The organism is Mycolicibacterium sp. Y3 (genome assembly GCF_051188035.1).
In the GTDB taxonomy this organism is placed as follows: domain Bacteria; phylum Actinomycetota; class Actinomycetes; order Mycobacteriales; family Mycobacteriaceae; genus Mycobacterium; species Mycobacterium fluoranthenivorans.
In genome coordinates, this window is the sequence record NZ_JAVQLT010000001.1 from 1,864,106 (window position 1) to 1,882,136 (window position 18,031).

Below are 18,031 nucleotides of genomic sequence, written 5' to 3' on the forward strand. Positions count from 1 at the left end.
GTGCACGTTTACCGGCGGCGAGCACCGGTAAACGTGCACAAATCGCTAGGAGACGACGGCGGTGGCGGTGAGTTCCAGCAGCTGCTGCGGGTGGATGAAACCCGAGCAGCCGATCCAGGTGCTGGTCGGCGGGTGCGCACCGACCCAGTCCTTGAGGATGGGCGTACATTCGGCCAGGGCGGGGACGTCGGTGGTGTATATGGTCCACGCCACCAGGCCTTCTCGGCCCACCCCGACGGCGGCCAGCGACCGCTCCAGCACACCGAGCACATACACCAGTTGTTCGGCGAGAGTCGTACCCGCCACGTCCAGCACGCCGGAGGCATCGGTCAGCGGCGCGATACCCGATACGTACACGGTGTCGTTGGCGACGATGCTCTGCACGATGCCCAGATCGTCGAAGAGTTTCGGGCTGAGGTAATCGATATCGGGGACGGATCGGGTGATCAGATCGGTCATGCGGGCACTGCCTCTCGGGTCTGCGGATCGGTATCTGTCTCGGGGGCCGGTTCGGGGCCGGGGTCGCTGATGATCAGGTTGGGGTCCAGGCGTTCGGGGAAGCGAATGGCGAGGTAGCCGAGGATGGCCAGTCCCACCGCCCACCAGGCTGCCACGCAATACCCCGCCATGCTCATGGGATAGGACAGCGCGGCAACGAAACTGAACGCGGTGATCCCCGCACCCGCGCAGAACGTCGGGAACAGGAACAGCAGGCCCAGTACCGGGATCACGAGGTGGGTCAGCACCCGGAACTCCGAACGATGGAAGCGCAGGTAGTACACCGGACAGGCAATACAGACGGCCATATAGATCGGGAGCACGCCGACCGTCAGGACCGTGCCGGTGAACATGAAGCCCGAGACCGGGCCGAACACCAACCCGACACCGAGGGTGACCACGACGGCGAAGGTGAACACCACGGCGATGGCCGCGATCGGTGACTTGAACCGGCGATGGGTCTTCTTGAGGAAGTGGGGCAGGCTGCCGGCTCGTCCGAGGGCCCATGCTGTGCGGGTGGCCGCCATGGCGGCACCGTTGGCGGAGGCCAGACCGGAACTGAGCAGTGTGATCAGCAGAATCACCCAGCCCGCTCCCCAGAAGGTGCGAGTGATCTCCATCCACGGGTCACCGTCGCCATAGGCGAGGAATCCCGCGTAGCGGTCGGGCCCGAAGTACACGGCGGAGGCGTACGTGGTGATCACAAAGAAGACGCCGACCAGGACCACCGAACCGATGACCGCCCACTTGATGGTGCGGCGCGGATCGCGGGCTTCCTCGCCCAGGGGAGCGGCGGCATCAAATCCGATGAACGCCAGGAAGGCATAGACGGCGCCGGCGATGATGCCGCTGATTCCGCCGAAGCCGTCCACGTCGGCGTGGGTGGTCCAGAACACCGACAGTGTGTTGCGGTCGCCTGCGGCGACGATCATCCACACCGAGATCACCAGCATGACAATGATTTCGACGGCACCGAGCATCATGCCCACCCGGGTGCCGAACTGGGCGCCGAGATAGTTCATCACCAAGGCCAGACCGATACACGTCAGCGCGCCGATGATCCACCAGGCGGTGTAGCCCAGACCCATGGCACCGGTGAACGAGGTGCCCACCATGTTGCCGACCAGCAGGGCGAGGTAGGGCAACGCCGCGGCGTAGACGAGCAAGGTGCCCCAGCCCGTGAGGAATCCGGCACCGCCGTGGAATGCCGCGGCCAGGTAGGAGGACATCCCGGCGGCCGAGGTCACCCGTTTGGCCAGCTGGCCGATAGAGATGGCGACGAAAAGGCATCCCAGCAAGGCGAATACGACCGAGGCAGGCAGCGCCCCACCGGCGAATCCGGCACCGGCGATGACGGCGAACGCCGCACCCACGCCGGGTGCCATGGTCGCGATGGAGACGAATGTCGCTTCACCCAGGGTGACGCTGTTGCGGGCGAGTCCGTCGGTGTCGTCGGTGGTCATACCCGTGCGCCCGAGGTGTCGGAGATGGCATTCATCAAGGTGTTCGCCGAGTCCTGGCGGTCGGCGGCGGATCGCATATCGTCGACCGTCAGGTAGCCGGTGACGTTGTCGCGCAGAACGGACAGCGGATCGGCGACATCGCCGACGTAGCCGATGGCGAAGCAGCCCAACTGATATCCCATGAGCTTGAGAAGATCGTCGTCGAGAGTCTGGGCGATTTCCGGCGGTGTGGACAGGTACTGGTTCTCCTCCTGGCGCACCCATCCGACGGCGTAGGTGATGTTGATCGCCTGCCGCACCTTGTCGGTGGTGGTGTTGGCCCCGCCGCCGTGGTAGATCTTCCCGTTGTAGAGCAGCACCGAGCCGCGCTCCATCTCGGCCGGGAGTGAATCCTCCTGGGAGAACTTCTCATTCGGTCCGAGGAGATGGCTGCCCGGGACCACCCGGGTGGCTCCCATCTCGGCGGTGTAGTCGCTCATCGCCCACAACGTGTTGCACTGGACCTGGTAGTCGGCGGGAAACGGGAAGAAATCCCACGCCAGTTCGTCGCGATGCAAGGCTTGTGCGGGTGATCCAGGGCCGATCGAGATGACCTGGGTCAGGTGCAGCTGGAACTTCGAGGCATGGCTGAGGTAGTCGCCGGCCACCGACAGGATGGTGGGGTGGGCGACCAGTTCGCGTGCGGCGGTCGAACGTGCGATGAGTGAACCGGTGCGCCGGGTCTTGACGCCGAGGAAGTCGTCCGCGCCGTAGTCCGTGCCCTCGATGTAGGGGGTGAGTTGATCGGCGATCAGGTCCATGTGGGACCCGGGTACCAGGTTGTCGATGATCACATAGCCGTCTTCCCGTAGCGCTCGGGTGATCTGCTCGGGGCTGGCGGTGGCGGGAAGGTGGTTGAGCTCTGACACGTGGTGACTCCCAAGGGCGAGGCAGTAATTTCAGACTCCAGTCTGAACTCGAGTCTGTTTCAGGAGTGCTTCGCGGCGTAACGAGACGGTAAATCCGACTAGAGTCACATTCATGGCCGAAACGATGCGCAGGTTGCCCGCTCAGCGGCGCAGTCGGGAGACGGTGCAGCGCATCCTCGACGCTGCCGAAAGCCTGCTCGTCACAGTCGGGTACGAGCGCGCCGTGGAATCGCCGGCGCTGCTGGTCGAGAAGTCCGGTGTCAGCAAGGGCGCGTTCTACGCCTACTTCACCAGTCCTGACATGGCGATGGAGACTTTGGCGCTCGACTATATGGAGCGGTCCACTGCGATGGCGGACGACTTCGCCGTGGAGGACTACGGCAGCTGGGAAGAGGTGACGGCCCGGGCGATCTCGACCTACAGCGGCTACTACCGCAATCCTGCGGTGCGCGAACTCTGGCTCAACGGGCACCTGTCGCCGGTGGCCGTCGCCGCGGACGAGCGCGCCAACCTGTACATCGCCACCAAACTCTGGGAGACGCTGCGGCGTATCGAACCCGAACGCACCACGCGCCTGGAGGTGGTGCACTGCGCGGTGGCCATCGAGATCCTGGACTACCTGCTGCGCTTCGCATTCCGGCACGAGGCCGACGGCAACCCGCAGTTGATCGCCGAATCGATCGTGGCGATGACCGAATATCTGCGTACCCGGATCGGATAGGTCGCGCCCGCTTGTCGGCCGCGGATCTCCGGTGCGGCTACTGCGCCGTGCGCAACGCCTCGATCCCGACGTCGAGCGCGTGCTCGAGATAGGACAGGTCGCCGGTGGCCAACAGGATGCCGACCCCGCCCTGGATGCCGGCCAGCAGTGCCGCGGAACTCGTGCCCGCGTCGACCCGCGCGGAGATCTTGGCCTGTGCCTGCATGTTCCGGATACCGTCGGCGATCTCGTCATGCCATTGCCGCATGAGTGTGGTCGTGACGGCCTGGGCTCCCGGGGTGGTGCGGCCGATCTGGGACATCAGCATGCTCAGCGGGCAGCTCTGCCCCTGCCTGCGGTAGCGGTCGACCACCGCATCCCGCCAGCGCTGCCATGCCGCCCACGAGTTGAGTGCACCCAGGTGCGGTTGTTGGTCGGCGAGCACCTGCCGGGCTTCGTGCTGGGCCACCGCGAGGAGCAGCTGCTCCTTGCCGCCCGGAAAGTAATGGAACAGCTGGCTCTTCGAGGTGTTGGTGCGGGCCCGGATATCGTCCAGCGTGGTCAGTGCCACGCCGCGGTCCCGGATCTCGGCCGCCGCACCCGCCACGATCCGGTCTCGGGTGGCGGCGCCTTTAGGGGTCAGGGTGGCCGTCAGATTTTGGACTTGCGGGTCCATTTTCATCCGACTACTTGTGGACTCATGAGTCCAAACAGTACGCGGTTCGCGGACCGCAGAGCATTGGTCACGGGGTCCACCGGCGGCCTCGGCGTCGCCATCGCCAAGGCACTGGCGGCGGAGGGTGCGATCGTCACCGTCAGTGGCCGCGACAAGGCCAGGGGCGATGCCGTCGTCGCCGATATCCACGCCCGCGGCGGGCGGGCCGACTTCGTCGCTGCCGATCTCGGCGCGGGGGAGGCGGAGGCGCGCCGCCTCGTGGAGGCAGCCGGACCGGTCGACATCCTGGTGAACAACGCCGGCGTCTGGTCGTTGCCCCTGCCCACCGCCGAGGTGTCCGAGGAGGCGTTGCTGGCGTCCTATCGGACCAACGTCATCGCGCCGTTCCTGCTGACCGCCGCGATCGCGCCGGCGATGGTGCAGCGCGGCGGGGGAGCGGTGGTGAACATCGGTTCCGTCACCGGCCTGATCGGCGGGGACAAGTCGGCGCTCTACAGCTCGACGAAGGCCGCCGTGCACTCGTTGACCAAATCCTGGGCCGCCGAGTACGGGCCGGCCGGGGTGCGGATCAATGCCGTCGCGCCCGGCCCGATCGCCACCGACCGCGCGCTGGAGGCTGCGGATCATGTCGGTCCGGTGCTGGCACGTATTCCGTCCCGCCGGATGAGCACCCCGGAGGAAGTCGCCGCGGCGGTGCTCTTCCTGGCCGGTGACGACGCGGCGAACATCCACGGCGCGGTGCTCAGTGTGGACGGGGGCTGGGCGGCCGTGTAACAGATGGCCTAGATTCTGTTACGTGGCTTCTCCCGCTTTCGACACTGCGATCCTGGTCCTGCGTGTGGTGCTCGGTCTGACGATGGCCGCCCACGGCTACAACAAGTTCTTCGGCGGCGGGCGCATCCCGGGCACCGCGGGCTGGTTCGACAGCATCGGCATGAAACCCGGCCTGTTCCACGCCCGGGTGGCAGCGACCACTGAGATCGCCGCGGGCGTCGGGCTGGCCCTTGGGCTGCTCACGCCCGTGCCGGCCGCCGGTTTCGTCGCCCTGATGCTCGTGGCCGCATGGACGGTGCACCGGCACAACGGCTTCTTCATCGTCAAGGAGGGCTGGGAGTACAACCTCGTCCTGGCGGTCTCGGCCGTCGCCATCGCGGGTACCGGTGCGGGCCGCTACAGCCTGGACCACCTGCTGTTCTCCCGCACGGACCTCTACGGCTATCTGCACGGCTGGTGCGGCCTGGCGATCGCCGTGGTGCTCGGCCTGGCCGGCGGCGTCGGCCAGTTGGTCATTTTCTTCCGTCCGCCCGCCAAGACCGGATGAGTGTGAGGGGGTTAGCTCCGCGCTTTGGTGGTATTCGCTACGGTGTGCACGGGGGTGGCTGAGAGCACACCCAGCGCGGATCGAGGGAACTGCCCGGGGGGCAGTGTCGCAACCTCAGATCCGGGCCGGCGCTCTCTAGACTCCCGAAGTATCGGCGGAAATGATACGAAGAGCGGGCTGACGTGGCACTGAAGGTTGAGGACTACCTCAGCGAGAGTGGCCAGATCGAGCTGCCGAGGGATACGACGATATGTACGTATCTCGACCGCAACTTCGAGGCTGCCTCGCCCGCGGTCGCGTATCGGTACCTGGACTACGGTCCAGACCGAAGCGTCCGGCGGATCGAACTGTCGTGGCAGCAGATGCGGTCACGCGTGTCGGCTGTTGGTGCGCGGTTACAGCAGATCACCGAGCCCGGCGACCGGGTGGCCATCCTGGCGCCCCAGGGTGTGGATTACGTGGTGGCCTTCTTCGCCGCGATCAAGGCCGGCTGTATCGCGGTGCCGCTCTTCGCGCCCGAGATGGCCGGGCAGGCCGAACGCCTGGACAACGTCATCGGTGATGCACAACCCACCGTCGTGCTGACAACCTCCAGCGCCGCCGAGATCGTCCGGGATTGTCTTCGCCGCCGGGCCGTCCGGTTGCGGCCCCGCATGATGGCTGTCGACGAGGTCCCCGAAACGCTGGCCACCGAGATCCGGCCGGTGCCGATCGGGATGGACGACATCGCCTACCTGCAGTACACCTCGGGGTCCACCCGTAAGCCGGCGGGCGTCGAGATCACCCACCGGTCGGTGTGCACCAACGTGCTGCAGATGGTGCTGTCGGTCGGACTGGACTTTGATATCCGCAGCGTCAGCTGGCTGCCGCTGTTCCACGACATGGGCCTGCTCATGATCATGTTCCCGGCGCTGTGCGGCGGGCACATCACGTTGATGTCGCCGGCGGCCTTCGTGCGCAGGCCCTACCGGTGGATCAAAGAGCTCGGCTCCGATACCGAACCCGGACGCACCTTCGCCGCGGCCCCGAATTTCGCGTTCGATCTCGCGGCGACCCGCGGTCTGCCCCCGGAAGGCGAGTCGCTCGACCTCAGCAATGTCGCCGGACTGATCAACGGCTCCGAGCCGGTCAGCGCCGACTCCATCGCGCGGTTCAACGAGGCGTTCGCCCCCTACGGTCTGTCCCCGACTGCGGTCAAACCGTCGTACGGCCTGGCCGAGGCCACCCTGTTCGTCTCCACCACCGACCCGGACGCCGCACCGCGGGTGATCTACCTCGATCGCTACGAACTCGGATTCGGCCACGCGGTGAAGACGACGCCCACCTCGCCGACGGCCACCACGCACGTCTCCTGTGGGCACGTCGCCCCGAGTCAGTGGGCCGCGATCGTCGATGCGGCGACCGGTGCCGAACTGCCCGACGGCGAGGTCGGCGAGGTCTGGCTGCACGGCGACAACATGGGTGCCGCCTACTGGCGCAGGCCCCAGGAAACCGACGCGACGTTCCGCAACAAGCTGGAATCCACGCTGCCCGAAGGCAGTCACGCCGAGGGCGCTCAGCCCGATGCGCTGTGGCTGCGCACCGGTGATCTCGGCGTCTATCTCGACGGTGAACTGTTCATCACCGGACGCGTCAAGGACGTGCTCATCGTCGACGGCCGCAACCACTACCCGCAGGACATCGAACACACGGTGGCCGAGGCGACGCCGGCCGTGCGCGCCGGATTCGTGGTGGCGTTCTCCGTACCCCGCGGCGCCAGCGAGGGCCTCGTCATCGTGGCCGAACGAGCTCCCGGCCACGGGCGTGCCGACCCGGAAACGGTGACCGCGGATATCCGCGCGGCGGTGTCCCGTGGTCACGGCCTGGCTGTCGCCGACATCCGGTTGGTCAGCGCAGGTGCGGTGCCACGGACCACCAGCGGGAAGCTGGCCCGGCAGGCCGCACGCGCCGAATATCTGGCCGGTGCCTTCGGGAAGCGCGAGTCCCAGGGATAGCCGGTTTGCGCGCCTGACCTGTGCTTCGCCGTTCTGGGCGAACTGATTCCCTCGATTTAGAACACGTTCTAGTCTGTCTGGCATGGGCTTTTTGAAACAGGAAACGCCGCAGATCGACTTCGAGACCTGGAGTAAGGGCACCCGCTCGGAGAAGATCATCCCGATGGCCCGGCACTGGGCCGAGGTCGGCTTCGGCACCCCGGTGGCCCTGCACCTGTTCTACGTCGTCAAGATCCTGCTCTACATCCTGGGCGGCTGGCTGGTGGTCTTGACCACCACGGGGATCAGCGGATTCACCGATGTCGCACACTGGTACACCGAGCCCATCGTGTACCAGAAGGTCGTCTTCTACACGATGCTGTTCGAAGTGGTCGGTCTGGGCTGTGGCTTCGGGCCGCTCAACAACCGCTTCTTCCCGCCCATGGGTTCGGTGCTGTACTGGCTGCGGCCCAAGACGATTCGCCTGCCGCCGTGGCCCGGACGGGTCCCGCTGACCGCCGGTGACACCCGCACCCCCGTCGACGTCGTTCTCTACGGGGCACTGCTGGTGGTGCTGCTCATCGCGATCTTCAGCGACGGCACCGGGCCGATCCCCGCGCTCGGCTCGACCGTCGGGGTGCTACCGGTCTGGCAGACCGCGACCGTCGTCGGCCTGCTCGCGCTGGCCGGCCTGCGCGACAAGGTGATCTTCCTGGCCGCCCGCGGTGAGGTGTACGGCTCGCTGGCGGTGTGCTTCCTGTTCGCGGGCGCCGATATCGTCATCGCCGCCAAACTGGTCTGCCTGGTCATCTGGCTGGGTGCGGCGACCTCAAAACTCAACAAGCACTTCCCGTTCGTCATCTCCACGATGATGAGCAACAACCCGGTGTTCCGGCCGCGCTGGATCAAACGGATGTTCTTCGAACGCTTTCCCGACGACCTGCGCCCGGGCCGGCCGTCCCGGTTCCTTGCGCATTTCTCCACCGCCATCGAAGGCCTGGTGCCGCTGGTGCTGTTCTTCTCGCACGGCGGTTGGCCCACCTACATCGCCGCATTCGTCATGTTGTGCTTCCACTTCGGCATCCTGAGCTCGATCCCGATGGGTGTGCCACTGGAGTGGAACGTCTTCATGATGTTCTCGGTGCTCACGCTGTTCGTCGGGCACGCCGGCGTCGGGCTCGGTGACCTGCAAAGTCCATGGCCCATAGTGCTTTTCGTGGTGGTGGCCGGCACCGTGGCGGTGGGCAACATGTTTCCCCGCAAGGTGTCGTTCCTGCCCGGTATGCGCTACTACGCCGGCAACTGGGACACCTCGCTGTGGTGCATCAAACCGTCGGCCGACGAGAAGATCGCCAAGGGCATCGTCGCCATCGCCAGCATGCCCGCCGCCCAGCTGGAGAAGTTCTACGGCAGCAAGGAGGCCGCCCAGATCCCGCTCTACATGGGATACGCGTTCCGCTCGTTCAACACGCACGGCCGTGCGTTGTTCACCCTGGCGCACCGCGCGATGGCCGGGCACAACGAGGACGACTACACCCTGACCGACGGCGAGCGCATCGTGAGCACCGCCATCGGCTGGAATTTCGGCGACGGCCACATGAGCAACGAACAACTGGTGGCCGCGCTCCAGGCGCGCTGCCACTTCGAGCCCGGCGAGGTGCGCATCGTCATGCTCGACGCACAGCCCATCCACCACCAGACGCAGCGGTACCGCCTCGTCGACGCCGCTACCGGGGAATTCGAGTCCGGCTACGTGAAGGTCGCCGACATGGTGGTCCGCCAACCGTGGGACGACGATGTGCCCGTCTACGGCGTGGCGCCCCCGGCGAACAGATAGAACTGTCGGTATGGCGATCGACACCCCACTGCTCGGCGAGCTGGCCGACCTGTATCGCGAGTTGCACCGCGACCCCGAACTGTCGGGTCAGGAACATGCCACCGCGCAGCGGGTGGTCACCGCGCTCACCGGTGTCGGAGCGGAGATCACCGCGGGCGTCGGGGGTACCGGCGTGGTGGCGGTGCTGCACAACGGTGACGGACCGGTGGTCATGCTGCGCGCCGATATGGATGCTCTCCCGGTCCGGGAGAACACCGGATTGCCTTATGCCAGTACCAAAACCGTGCCGGACGGCAGTGGTGGCCAGGTACCGGTGGCCCACGCCTGCGGGCACGATATGCACACCGCGGCCCTGGTCGGCGCGATACAGACGCTGGCGGCCACCCGCGAGCAGTGGTCCGGAACCGTGCTTGCGGTGTTCCAGCCGGCCGAGGAGCTCGTCAGCGGTGCGCGCGCCATGCTCGACGACGGGCTGTTCGAGCGTTTTCCCAAGCCTTCGGTCGTGCTCGGTCAGCACGTCGGCCCGCTGCCCGCCGGGGTGATCGGTTTCGGGACCGGAGCGATCATGGCGGGTAACGATGCGGCGGAGGTGACGCTCTACGGCCGCGGCGGACACGGCTCGTCGCCGGAGCACACGGTTGACCCCGTGGTGATGGCCGCTGCGGTGGTGATGCGGCTGCAGACCATCGTGTCCCGGGAAGTGCCGTCGCACGAGCAGGCGGTGGTGACGGTGGGACGCCTGCACGCCGGAACCAAAGAGAACATCATCCCCGACACCGCCGAACTCGGGATCAGCATCCGGACGTACTCACCGGAACGCCGGGCGGCGGTCCAGGCGGCGATCGAGCGGATCGTGCGGGCCGAGGCGGCGGCTGCCGCTGCCCCGCGTGAGCCGGACGTGCACTGGACGGTCAGCGCGCCGGTGCTGATCAGCGATCCGGCCGCGACCGAGAAAACCGTGGATGCCCTGCGGGCGCATTTCGGTGCGGACAAGGTGTGGCCGCTGCCACCGCTGTCGGCCAGTGAGGACGTCGGGGTGTTCGGCAACGCCATCGGGGTGCCGACGGTGTTCTGGTTCTGGGGCGGTGTGACCATGCAGACCTTCACCGATGCCTTCGCCAAGGGGGAGCTGCCGCCGACGAACCACTCGCCGGAGTTCGCGCCGGTGCTGGAGCCGACGCTGGCGGGCGGGGTCGAGGCGCTGACCGTCGCCGCCCGGGCTTGGCTGGGCTGACCGCCCTGGAACGCCTAACCCATCACATCGCGGACCTTGACGGTCTCCATGCCCTTCAGCAGCAGATCGCGTGCGGTGTCCAGGTGCTTGCGCCAGTGCGCCTCGGCGGCCGCACCGTCACCGGAACGCATCAGCGTCATGAGCCGCCGGTAGGACCGCATCAACAGGTCGTAATCCGATTTGGACAGCGGACGGTTTTCCTTCATCGCGAACGCGGTGTGGCGCACCGTGATCTCGTGCAGCATGCCGGCGATGATGGTCAGCGTCGCATTGCCGGACAGCTCCACGACGCGGCGGTGGAAGTCGCCGGTGGTCTCGGCCATCCGGCCGGTCTCACGCCCGGACGGCACGTAGTCGGTGAGCATCGTCTCCAACTCGTCGAAAGCCGCGGTATCGCCGGCCTCGGTCAGCAGTCGCACCGCCATCGGCTCGACGGCGGATCGGGCGGTCATCACATCGGCGATGGTCGCGCCGGACAACTCCAGCAGCAGCCCGGCTGGGCGCGCCACGATTTCCGGTCCGGGCACCCGCACTCGGGCGCCGGTGCGCGAACCGCGGCGCACCTCGACGAGTCGTTCGGACTCCAATACCCGCACCGCTTCGCGCAGGGTGGGGCGACTCACCCCGAAATGGGCCATCAACTCGGCCTCGTTCGGCAGGAAGTCGCCCTCTTTGAGCTGCCCGTCCACCACCATGCGACGGAGCGTGCCGGCGACGAGTTCGGCGGTTTTCGGGCTGCGGATGGGGCCGCCGCTCGACGATGGAACGGCATTGGGGCCGATCATCGGCGATAACGGGGTGGACTGCGCCACCGGAGCCTCCTACACGTACGTGAACCGGCTTGCCGCCAGCTAGTGAACTCAGTAAACCATGTCTGCGGTAGCGGGTGGGGCTATCTCAGGTCTACCAACCAGTAGGTTGACCTAGTAAACCTTCTGATCTAGGTTGCATTTTAAGTCCACCCCCATGCGACTTTTGCAAACGCCAACACACCTTCGAAGGAGAAGTTCATGGCTGAAGCCGTCATCGTCGAGGCAGTGCGGTCCCCAGTCGGGAGGCGCAACGGGGCCCTGTCCGGGGTGCACCCCGCCGAGTTGTCGGCGCAGGTGCTCAACGGTCTGGTGCAGCGCGCCGGGATCGACCCGGGACTCGTCGACGACGTCATCTGGGGCTGTGTCATGCAGGCCGGTGAGCAGGCGCTCGATATCGCCCGCACCGCCGCGCTGACCGCCGGGTGGCCCGAGACGGTTCCCGGTGTCACGGTGGACCGCCAGTGTGGTTCCAGTCAGCAGTCGCTGCACTTCGCCGTCGCCGGTGTCATCGCCGGTCACTACGACGTCGTGGTGGCCGGTGGTGTCGAGGCGATGTCCCGCACCCCGATGGGCTCCTCGCTGGCCAATGGCGGTCATCCCTACCCGGAGGCCTTCCTCGCGCGCTACGACCACAAGTCCCCCAACCAGGGTGTGGGTGCCGAAATGGTCGCAGAACGGTGGGGCTTCTCGCGCACCGAGCTCGACGAATTCTCCCTGCGGTCGCATGAGAAGGCCGCCGCTGCACAGGATTCCGGTGCCTTCAAGGATCAGATCGTCGGAATCAGGGTGAAGGAAGAGCACGGGGAAAGCACGGTTCTCGAAGATGGTGGCATCCGCCGCGGCGGCACCGTCGAGTCCATGGCCGGTATCAAGCCCGCCTTCAAGGAGGACGGTGTGATCCACGCCGGTAACTCCAGCCAGATCTCCGACGGTTCGGCGGCGCTACTGATCACCTCGGCGGAGAAGGCAAAAGAGCTGGGCCTCAAGCCCCTTGCCAAGGTGCACACCGCGGTGCTCGCCGGTGCCGACCCGGTCATCATGCTGACCGCGCCCATCCCGGCCACCCAGAAGGCGCTGGCCAAGTCCGGCCTCAGTGTCGACCAGATCGGCGTCTTCGAGGTCAACGAGGCGTTCGCCCCGGTGCCGATGGCGTGGCTGAAGGATATCGGCGCCGACGAAGCCAAGCTCAACCCCAACGGCGGTGCCATCGCACTCGGCCACCCGCTCGGCGGATCCGGTGCACGCATTCTGACCACGCTGCTGTACCACATGCGAGACAACAACATTCAGTACGGCCTGCAGACCATGTGCGAAGGTGGCGGTCAGGCCAACGCGACCATCCTCGAGCTGCTGTGAGCGGCGAACAGCAGCCGGGCGCGCTCGTAGAACGGCGCGGCAACGTCCTGATCATCACGATCAACCGGCCCGAGGCGCGCAATGCGATCAACGCCTCGGTGTCCATCGGTGTCGGCGACGCGCTGCAGGCCGCGCAGGACGATCCCGAGGTACGGGTGGTAATCCTCACCGGTTCGGGCGACAAGGCGTTCTGTGCCGGTGCGGACCTCAAGGCCATCTCGCGCGGGGAGAACCTGTTCCACCCCGATCACCCGGAGTGGGGCTTCGCCGGCTACGTGCGGCATTTCATCGACAAGCCGACCATCGCCGCGGTCAACGGCACCGCCCTGGGCGGGGGCACCGAACTGGCCCTGGCCAGTGACCTGGTGGTGGCCGAGGAACGCGCGAAATTCGGTCTGCCCGAGGTGAAACGCGGCCTGATCGCCGGTGCCGGCGGCGTGTTCCGCATCGTCCAGCAGTTGCCGCAGAAGCTGGCACTGGAGCTGGTGTACACCGGCGAGCCGCTGTCCTCGGCGGATGCGCTCAAGTGGGGCCTGATCAACAAGGTGGTGCCGGACGGCACCGTCGTGGAGGCGGCCGTGGAACTGGCCGAACGCATTGCGGTCAACGCGCCGTTGGCCGTTCGTGCAAGCAAGCGGGTGTCCTACGGCGCCATCGACGGCGTGGTCGCCGCCGATGAGCCGTTCTGGAAGCAGACCTTCGGTGAGTTCGCCACCCTGCTCAAGACCGAGGACGCACAAGAGGGTCCACTCGCCTTCGCGCAGAAGCGCGAACCCGTCTGGAAAGCGAAGTAATGAAGAGACTGGTTTTCGAAACCGAACACGAGCAGTTCCGGGAGACCGCCAAGCAGTTCCTGGAAAAGGAGTGCCTGCCCAACGTGGAGAAGTGGGAGGCCAACCGCCTGGTTGACCGCGAAGCTTATGTGGCCGCAGGCAATTACGGACTGATCGGGTTCAACATGCCCGAGGAGTACGGCGGCGGCGGTGTCGACGACTTCCGGTTCAACGCCGTCATCGTCGAAGAGTTCTCCAAGTTCGGTCTGGCCTGCCCGAGCCTGACCCTGCAGAACGACATCGTCGGTCCGTACTTCACCAACCTGGCCACCGAAGAGCAACTGAAGCGCTGGATGCCCGGCTTCGCCAGCGGCGAGCTGATCGGTGCCATCGCCATGAGTGAGCCCGGCGCGGGCAGTGACCTGGCGGGCATTCGCACCACGGCGGTCCGTGACGGTGACGACTGGATCATCAACGGCTCCAAGACGTTCATCTCCGCGGGTATCAATTCCGACCTGGTCATCGTGGTGGCCCGGACCGACCCGGAGGCCGGGCACAAGGGCTTCTCACTGCTGGTGGTCGAGCGGGACATGCCGGGCTTCACCCGGGGCCGCAAGCTCGACAAGATCGGCCAGCATGCCGCCGACACCGCCGAGCTGAACTTCGAGGACGTCCGCGTCCCGGCCACCAACTTGCTGGGTGTCGAAGGCAAGGGCTTCTATCACCTGATGGAAAACCTTCCCTCGGAACGGCTTTCGATCGCCATCGCCGGTGTTGCCGGCGCACGGGCCACCTTCAACGAGACGCTGCAGTACATCAAGGATCGCAAGGCTTTCGGTCAGCCCATCGGCAGCTTCCAGAACAGCCGCTTCGTGATGGCCGAGCTGGACACCGAACTCGATATCGCCGAGCAGTACGTCGACCGGTGCCTGCGGGCCGTCGTCGACAAGGAACTCACCGCGGTCCAGGCATCCAAAGCCAAGTGGTGGTGTACCGAGCTCGGCAAGAAGGTCGTCGATCAGTGTCTGCAGCTGCACGGCGGCTACGGCTACATGAACGAGTACCGGGTGGCCAAGGACTACGTCGATGTCCGCATCCAGACGATCTACGGCGGTACCACCGAGATCATGAAAGAGATCATCGGCCGGGACCTGGGCTTGTAGGCCCGTCCCGACAACGAGAAGCGGCGCCCACCGTCACCGGTGGGCGCCGCTTCTCGTAGCTGCGACGGCGGATTATCGCGGCGGGGCCACGGTGGTGGTCGTCGTGGTCGTCACCGGAGTCTCGGCGGCGGGGGTGGACGTCGCGGTCGTCTCGGTCGCGGACGTGGTCTCCGTCGAAGAGGTCGACGTCGGGGTGGCGGTCACGACCTCGGGGGCCTGAGCCGGGTCCAGCACGGTGTCGAGGATGTAGACCCGCATGTTCTCGGCCTTGATGCCACCACAGGTGACCTTGGCGTCGTTGACGGTGATATCGCCGCCCTTGCCCTTGACCACGACGGGCTTGCCCTGCTGCGTGTACATGGTGCCGTGGATGTCGTCGGGGCCCAGGATGCCGAGGACCATGTGGTAGTACACCAGCGCGGTCAGCTTCGCGGGATCGGCCTTGATCGCCTCGAGTTGGGCCGGATCCAGCTTGGCGAACGCGTCGTTGCTGGGTGCGAACACCACGTACGGACCGTTGTCCAGCACGCTGGAGACGTTCACGGCGGGATTCAGCTGTCCTGAGACGGCCTGACTGAAGGTGGAGATCTCCGGGATGGCCGCCAGCGCGGCGGACGACCCCTCCTTGGCCAGGCTTTCCAGCGAGCCGGGGCCTGAGGCGACGGACTTGATGCCCGCGTCGCAGGCAGGTCCCTGCGGAGTGGGAATCGGAGCCGTCGGGGTGGTCGTGTCGGCGTGCGCCGTCACCGCGGCGGACAGGGCGATCGCCGCGGATACGACGACACCACCGATGAGCTTGCCTGTGCGTGATTGCACGTGAGTTCCTCCATCTCGTGCCTGGTCCAGGTGCGTGAAGCTGGGCGGCGAGGATGGGTGGGGACCTAGATGCGCGCAGTGCGCACTCACCATCAGCTAACCGATCCATCCATGCCTCGGCGTCCCCGCGGCGCCGATTGCATGCTATTCGTCCCGGCTGGAGGAACAAAAACGAGGACAGCTCAGCGCTGGTCGATTCGGGTGCGGCGGACCGCCCCGCAAAGTCCGGCGGCGATGAGGCACAACCCGGCTGCGAGATAAAACGCCAGGTCATAGTTGCCCTGCAGGTCCCGGATCCACCCGGCACCGGCCGCAGCGACGGCCGCGCCCAACTGATGGGACGCGAACACCCAGCCGAACACCACGGGGGTGCGGGCACCGAAGCACTCGCGGCAGAGCACGATCGTCGGCGGCACGGTGGCCACCCAGTCCAGCCCGTAGAAGATGACGAACACCCAGGTGCTCGGTTCGGCGTGGGGGGACAACAGCGACGGCAGCAGTATCAGCGACAACCCGCGTCCGGTGTAGTAGACGACCAGCAGCAGCCGTGGGTCGACCCGGTCGGTGAGCCAGCCGGAGAACACGGTGCCCAGCACGTCGAGCACGCCGATGGTCGCCAGCAGGCCCGCGGCCACCGTCGTGGGCATGCCGTGATCGTTGGCCGCCGGGATGAAATGCGTGCCGATCAGGCCGTTGGTGGTCATCCCGCAGATCGCGAAGCTGGCGGCGAGCAGCCAGAACGCCCGGGAGCGCAGCCCGATCCGCAGCCCCTCGAACGCCGCGGCGAACGTGCCGGTGGGTAGCACCTCGGGTTCGCGTGCGCCTGAATCACGGGGGTCGGCGCCATAGGCCGTCAGCCCCAGGTCCTGCGGGTAGTTGCGCATGAACAACGCGACCAGCGGTACCACCGCGACCGCCGCCGCGGCGACGATGAGCGAAGCCCAGCGCCAGCCGTGGTGGATGGTCACCGCGGCGACCACCGGCAGGAACACGAGCTGACCGGTGGCGCTGGCCGCTGTCAGTACACCGGTGACCAGTCCGCGCCGGGCTTCGAACCAGCGGGTGGCGATGGTTGCGACGAAACCCATCGAGATGGCGCCGGTGCCCAACCCGACGAGTACGCCCCACAGCAGCACCAGCTGCCAGCTGGCCGTCATCGCCACGCTGAGCGCCGAGCCGGCCGCGATCAAGGTGAGGGCCCCGGTGAGCACCGGGCGCACCCCGAACCGGTCCATCAGGGCCGCGGCGAACGGGGCGGTGAGGCCGTAGAGCGTCATGTTGACGGCCATCGCCGCGCCGACCGTGCCGTGGCTCCAGCCGAATTCGTGATGCAGCGGGTTCATCATCACCCCGGGCACCGACCGGAAGGCCGCCGCGCCGAGGATGGCGATGAAACTGACCGCGGCGACCACCCAGGCCCAATACGGGCGTGTTCGCGTACCGAGAAGTGTCACCGGCTCACTGTCGCGGAATGCGGGCCACCCGCCTAGTGGCACAAACGACACGATTCATCAAAAACATGCCAGACTGGCGTGATGCATCGTGTCGCCGTCCTGCTGCTGCCGCCCGTGGTGGGCTTCGACGCCACCATCGCGCCGACCCTGTTCGGGACCGCGGCGGACGGCGACGGTCAGCCCTTATACGAGGTGACGACGTGTGCCGTCGAGTCGGGGCCCGTCGCGTCCACCAACGGTTTCGCGATCGTGCCCACCGCCGGCCCGGAGGCGCTGGACACCGCCGACACCGTCGTCATCCCCGGCACGCGTTACCCGCCGGCGCGAACCGGCGGCGGCGTCGAGGACGCCGTGGCCGCCGCGTTCGCCCGGATCCGGCCCGGCGCCCGCATGGTGTCGATCTGCACCGGCGCGTTCGTGCTGGCCGCGGTGGGCCGGCTGGACGGCCGGACCGTGACGACCCACTGGAAGTACGCCGACACCTTGCGCGAGCTCTACCCGGCGGTCCGGGTGGACGAGAACGTGCTGTTCGTCGATGACGGTGACGTGCTCACCTCGGCCGGGCTGGCCGCGGGAATCGACTTGTGCCTGCACATCATTCGGTGTGATCACGGTGTGCAGGTGGCCACTGCGGTGGCCCGCCATTGCGTGGTGCCACCATGGCGGGAAGGCGGCCAAGCGCAGTTCATCGACCGGCATGTGCCGGCGGGGGACCACGCCTCCACGGCGGCCACCCGGGCCTGGGCGCTGGCGCACCTGACCGAAGAACTCACCGTGCAAACCCTGGCCCGGCATGCCCATATGAGCCTGCGGACGTTCAACCGCCGGTTCCGCGAGGAGACCGGCGAGGCACCGGGCAACTGGATCCGGCAGCGCCGTATCGACCGGGCCCGGGAACTGCTGGAGTCCAGGGATATTCCGGTCGACGAGGTGGCCCGGCTGTCGGGGCTGGGTACCGGCGGCAACCTGCGCCACCATCTGCGCCGCGGGATGGGGATGTCCCCGTCGAGCTACCGCAAGGTGTACCAGGGCGCCTGAATGCGGTGG

Annotated in this window: 17 protein-coding genes; 10 read left to right on the forward strand and 7 right to left on the reverse strand. The window is 66.9% G+C overall.

Annotated features, from left to right (window positions below; translation table 11 throughout):
- Window positions 1-45 precede the first annotated feature (45 nt).
- From QN239_RS09205 to QN239_RS09215, 3 genes are read right to left on the reverse strand one after another with little or no spacing between them, the layout of a single operon-like run.
- On the reverse strand, window positions 46-459 hold the full coding sequence (locus QN239_RS09205; protein ID WP_499009730.1) for a RidA family protein: 414 nt from the start codon (window positions 457-459) through the stop codon (window positions 46-48).
- Window positions 456-1,961 (reverse strand): APC family permease, encoded by a 1,506-nt coding sequence (locus QN239_RS09210; protein WP_499009732.1) that lies wholly within the window; start codon window positions 1,959-1,961, stop codon window positions 456-458. The genes QN239_RS09205 and QN239_RS09210 overlap by 4 nt, the downstream gene beginning before the upstream one ends.
- Window positions 1,958-2,869, reverse strand: a complete 912-nt coding sequence (locus QN239_RS09215) for a phytanoyl-CoA dioxygenase family protein (protein WP_499009735.1) — start codon at window positions 2,867-2,869, stop codon at window positions 1,958-1,960. Before QN239_RS09215 ends, QN239_RS09210 begins: the two co-directional genes overlap by 4 nt.
- Before the next feature lie 112 nt (window positions 2,870-2,981).
- On the opposite strand from QN239_RS09215, the gene QN239_RS09220 reads away from it, so the two are divergent.
- On the forward strand, window positions 2,982-3,590 hold the full coding sequence (locus tag QN239_RS09220; protein WP_499009740.1) for a TetR/AcrR family transcriptional regulator: 609 nt from the start codon (window positions 2,982-2,984) through the stop codon (window positions 3,588-3,590).
- Window positions 3,591-3,627: 37 nt separating this feature from the next.
- Here QN239_RS09220 and QN239_RS09225 read toward each other — a convergent pair whose 3' ends face one another.
- A complete protein-coding gene (locus tag QN239_RS09225) occupies window positions 3,628-4,245 on the reverse strand; it encodes a TetR/AcrR family transcriptional regulator (protein WP_499009743.1) in 618 nt (205 codons plus the stop codon).
- A 24-nt stretch (window positions 4,246-4,269) separates the two neighbouring features.
- Between QN239_RS09225 and QN239_RS09230 the strand changes: the two genes are divergently transcribed.
- From QN239_RS09230 to QN239_RS09250, 5 genes are all read left to right on the forward strand, one after another.
- On the forward strand, window positions 4,270-5,019 hold the full coding sequence (locus QN239_RS09230) for an SDR family NAD(P)-dependent oxidoreductase (protein WP_499009746.1): 750 nt from the start codon (window positions 4,270-4,272) through the stop codon (window positions 5,017-5,019).
- A 22-nt stretch (window positions 5,020-5,041) separates the two neighbouring features.
- A complete protein-coding gene (locus tag QN239_RS09235; protein ID WP_090363427.1) occupies window positions 5,042-5,566 on the forward strand; it encodes a DoxX family protein in 525 nt (174 codons plus the stop codon).
- Between the two features lie 182 nt (window positions 5,567-5,748).
- The gene (locus tag QN239_RS09240; protein ID WP_499009749.1) at window positions 5,749-7,560 is read left to right on the forward strand and encodes a fatty acyl-AMP ligase; all 1,812 of its coding nucleotides are present in this window, start codon (window positions 5,749-5,751) and stop codon (window positions 7,558-7,560) included.
- An 82-nt stretch (window positions 7,561-7,642) separates the two neighbouring features.
- Window positions 7,643-9,376, forward strand: a complete 1,734-nt coding sequence (locus tag QN239_RS09245) for a DUF3556 domain-containing protein (RefSeq protein ID WP_499009751.1) — start codon at window positions 7,643-7,645, stop codon at window positions 9,374-9,376.
- Window positions 9,377-9,386: 10 nt separating this feature from the next.
- A complete protein-coding gene (locus QN239_RS09250; RefSeq protein WP_499009752.1) occupies window positions 9,387-10,610 on the forward strand; it encodes an amidohydrolase in 1,224 nt (407 codons plus the stop codon).
- Between the two features lie 14 nt (window positions 10,611-10,624).
- Here the strand turns inward: QN239_RS09250 and QN239_RS09255 are convergent, their stop codons facing one another.
- The gene (locus QN239_RS09255) at window positions 10,625-11,422 is read right to left on the reverse strand and encodes a FadR/GntR family transcriptional regulator (protein ID WP_499009754.1); all 798 of its coding nucleotides are present in this window, start codon (window positions 11,420-11,422) and stop codon (window positions 10,625-10,627) included.
- Window positions 11,423-11,620: 198 nt separating this feature from the next.
- On the opposite strand from QN239_RS09255, the gene QN239_RS09260 reads away from it, so the two are divergent.
- From QN239_RS09260 to QN239_RS09270, 3 genes are read left to right on the forward strand one after another with little or no spacing between them, the layout of a single operon-like run.
- Window positions 11,621-12,778, forward strand: coding sequence for a thiolase family protein (locus tag QN239_RS09260; RefSeq protein ID WP_499009756.1), 1,158 nt, complete (start codon window positions 11,621-11,623; stop codon window positions 12,776-12,778).
- A complete protein-coding gene (locus QN239_RS09265; RefSeq protein ID WP_499009758.1) occupies window positions 12,775-13,572 on the forward strand; it encodes a crotonase/enoyl-CoA hydratase family protein in 798 nt (265 codons plus the stop codon). Before QN239_RS09260 ends, QN239_RS09265 begins: the two co-directional genes overlap by 4 nt.
- Complete coding sequence (locus tag QN239_RS09270) at window positions 13,572-14,714, forward strand: acyl-CoA dehydrogenase family protein (protein WP_090363436.1); 1,143 nt, start codon at window positions 13,572-13,574, stop codon at window positions 14,712-14,714. The genes QN239_RS09265 and QN239_RS09270 overlap by 1 nt, the downstream gene beginning before the upstream one ends.
- 72 nt (window positions 14,715-14,786) lie before the next feature.
- On the opposite strand, the gene QN239_RS09275 is transcribed toward QN239_RS09270, so the two are convergent.
- A complete protein-coding gene (locus QN239_RS09275; RefSeq protein ID WP_499009760.1) occupies window positions 14,787-15,530 on the reverse strand; it encodes a fasciclin domain-containing protein in 744 nt (247 codons plus the stop codon).
- A gap of 182 nt (window positions 15,531-15,712) precedes the next feature.
- A complete protein-coding gene (locus tag QN239_RS09280; protein ID WP_499009761.1) occupies window positions 15,713-16,984 on the reverse strand; it encodes an MFS transporter in 1,272 nt (423 codons plus the stop codon).
- Window positions 16,985-17,065: 81 nt separating this feature from the next.
- On the opposite strand from QN239_RS09280, the gene QN239_RS09285 reads away from it, so the two are divergent.
- Entirely contained in the window at window positions 17,066-18,022 is a 957-nt protein-coding gene (locus tag QN239_RS09285) for a GlxA family transcriptional regulator (RefSeq protein ID WP_499009762.1), read from the forward strand.
- Window positions 18,023-18,031: the final 9 nt, after the last annotated feature.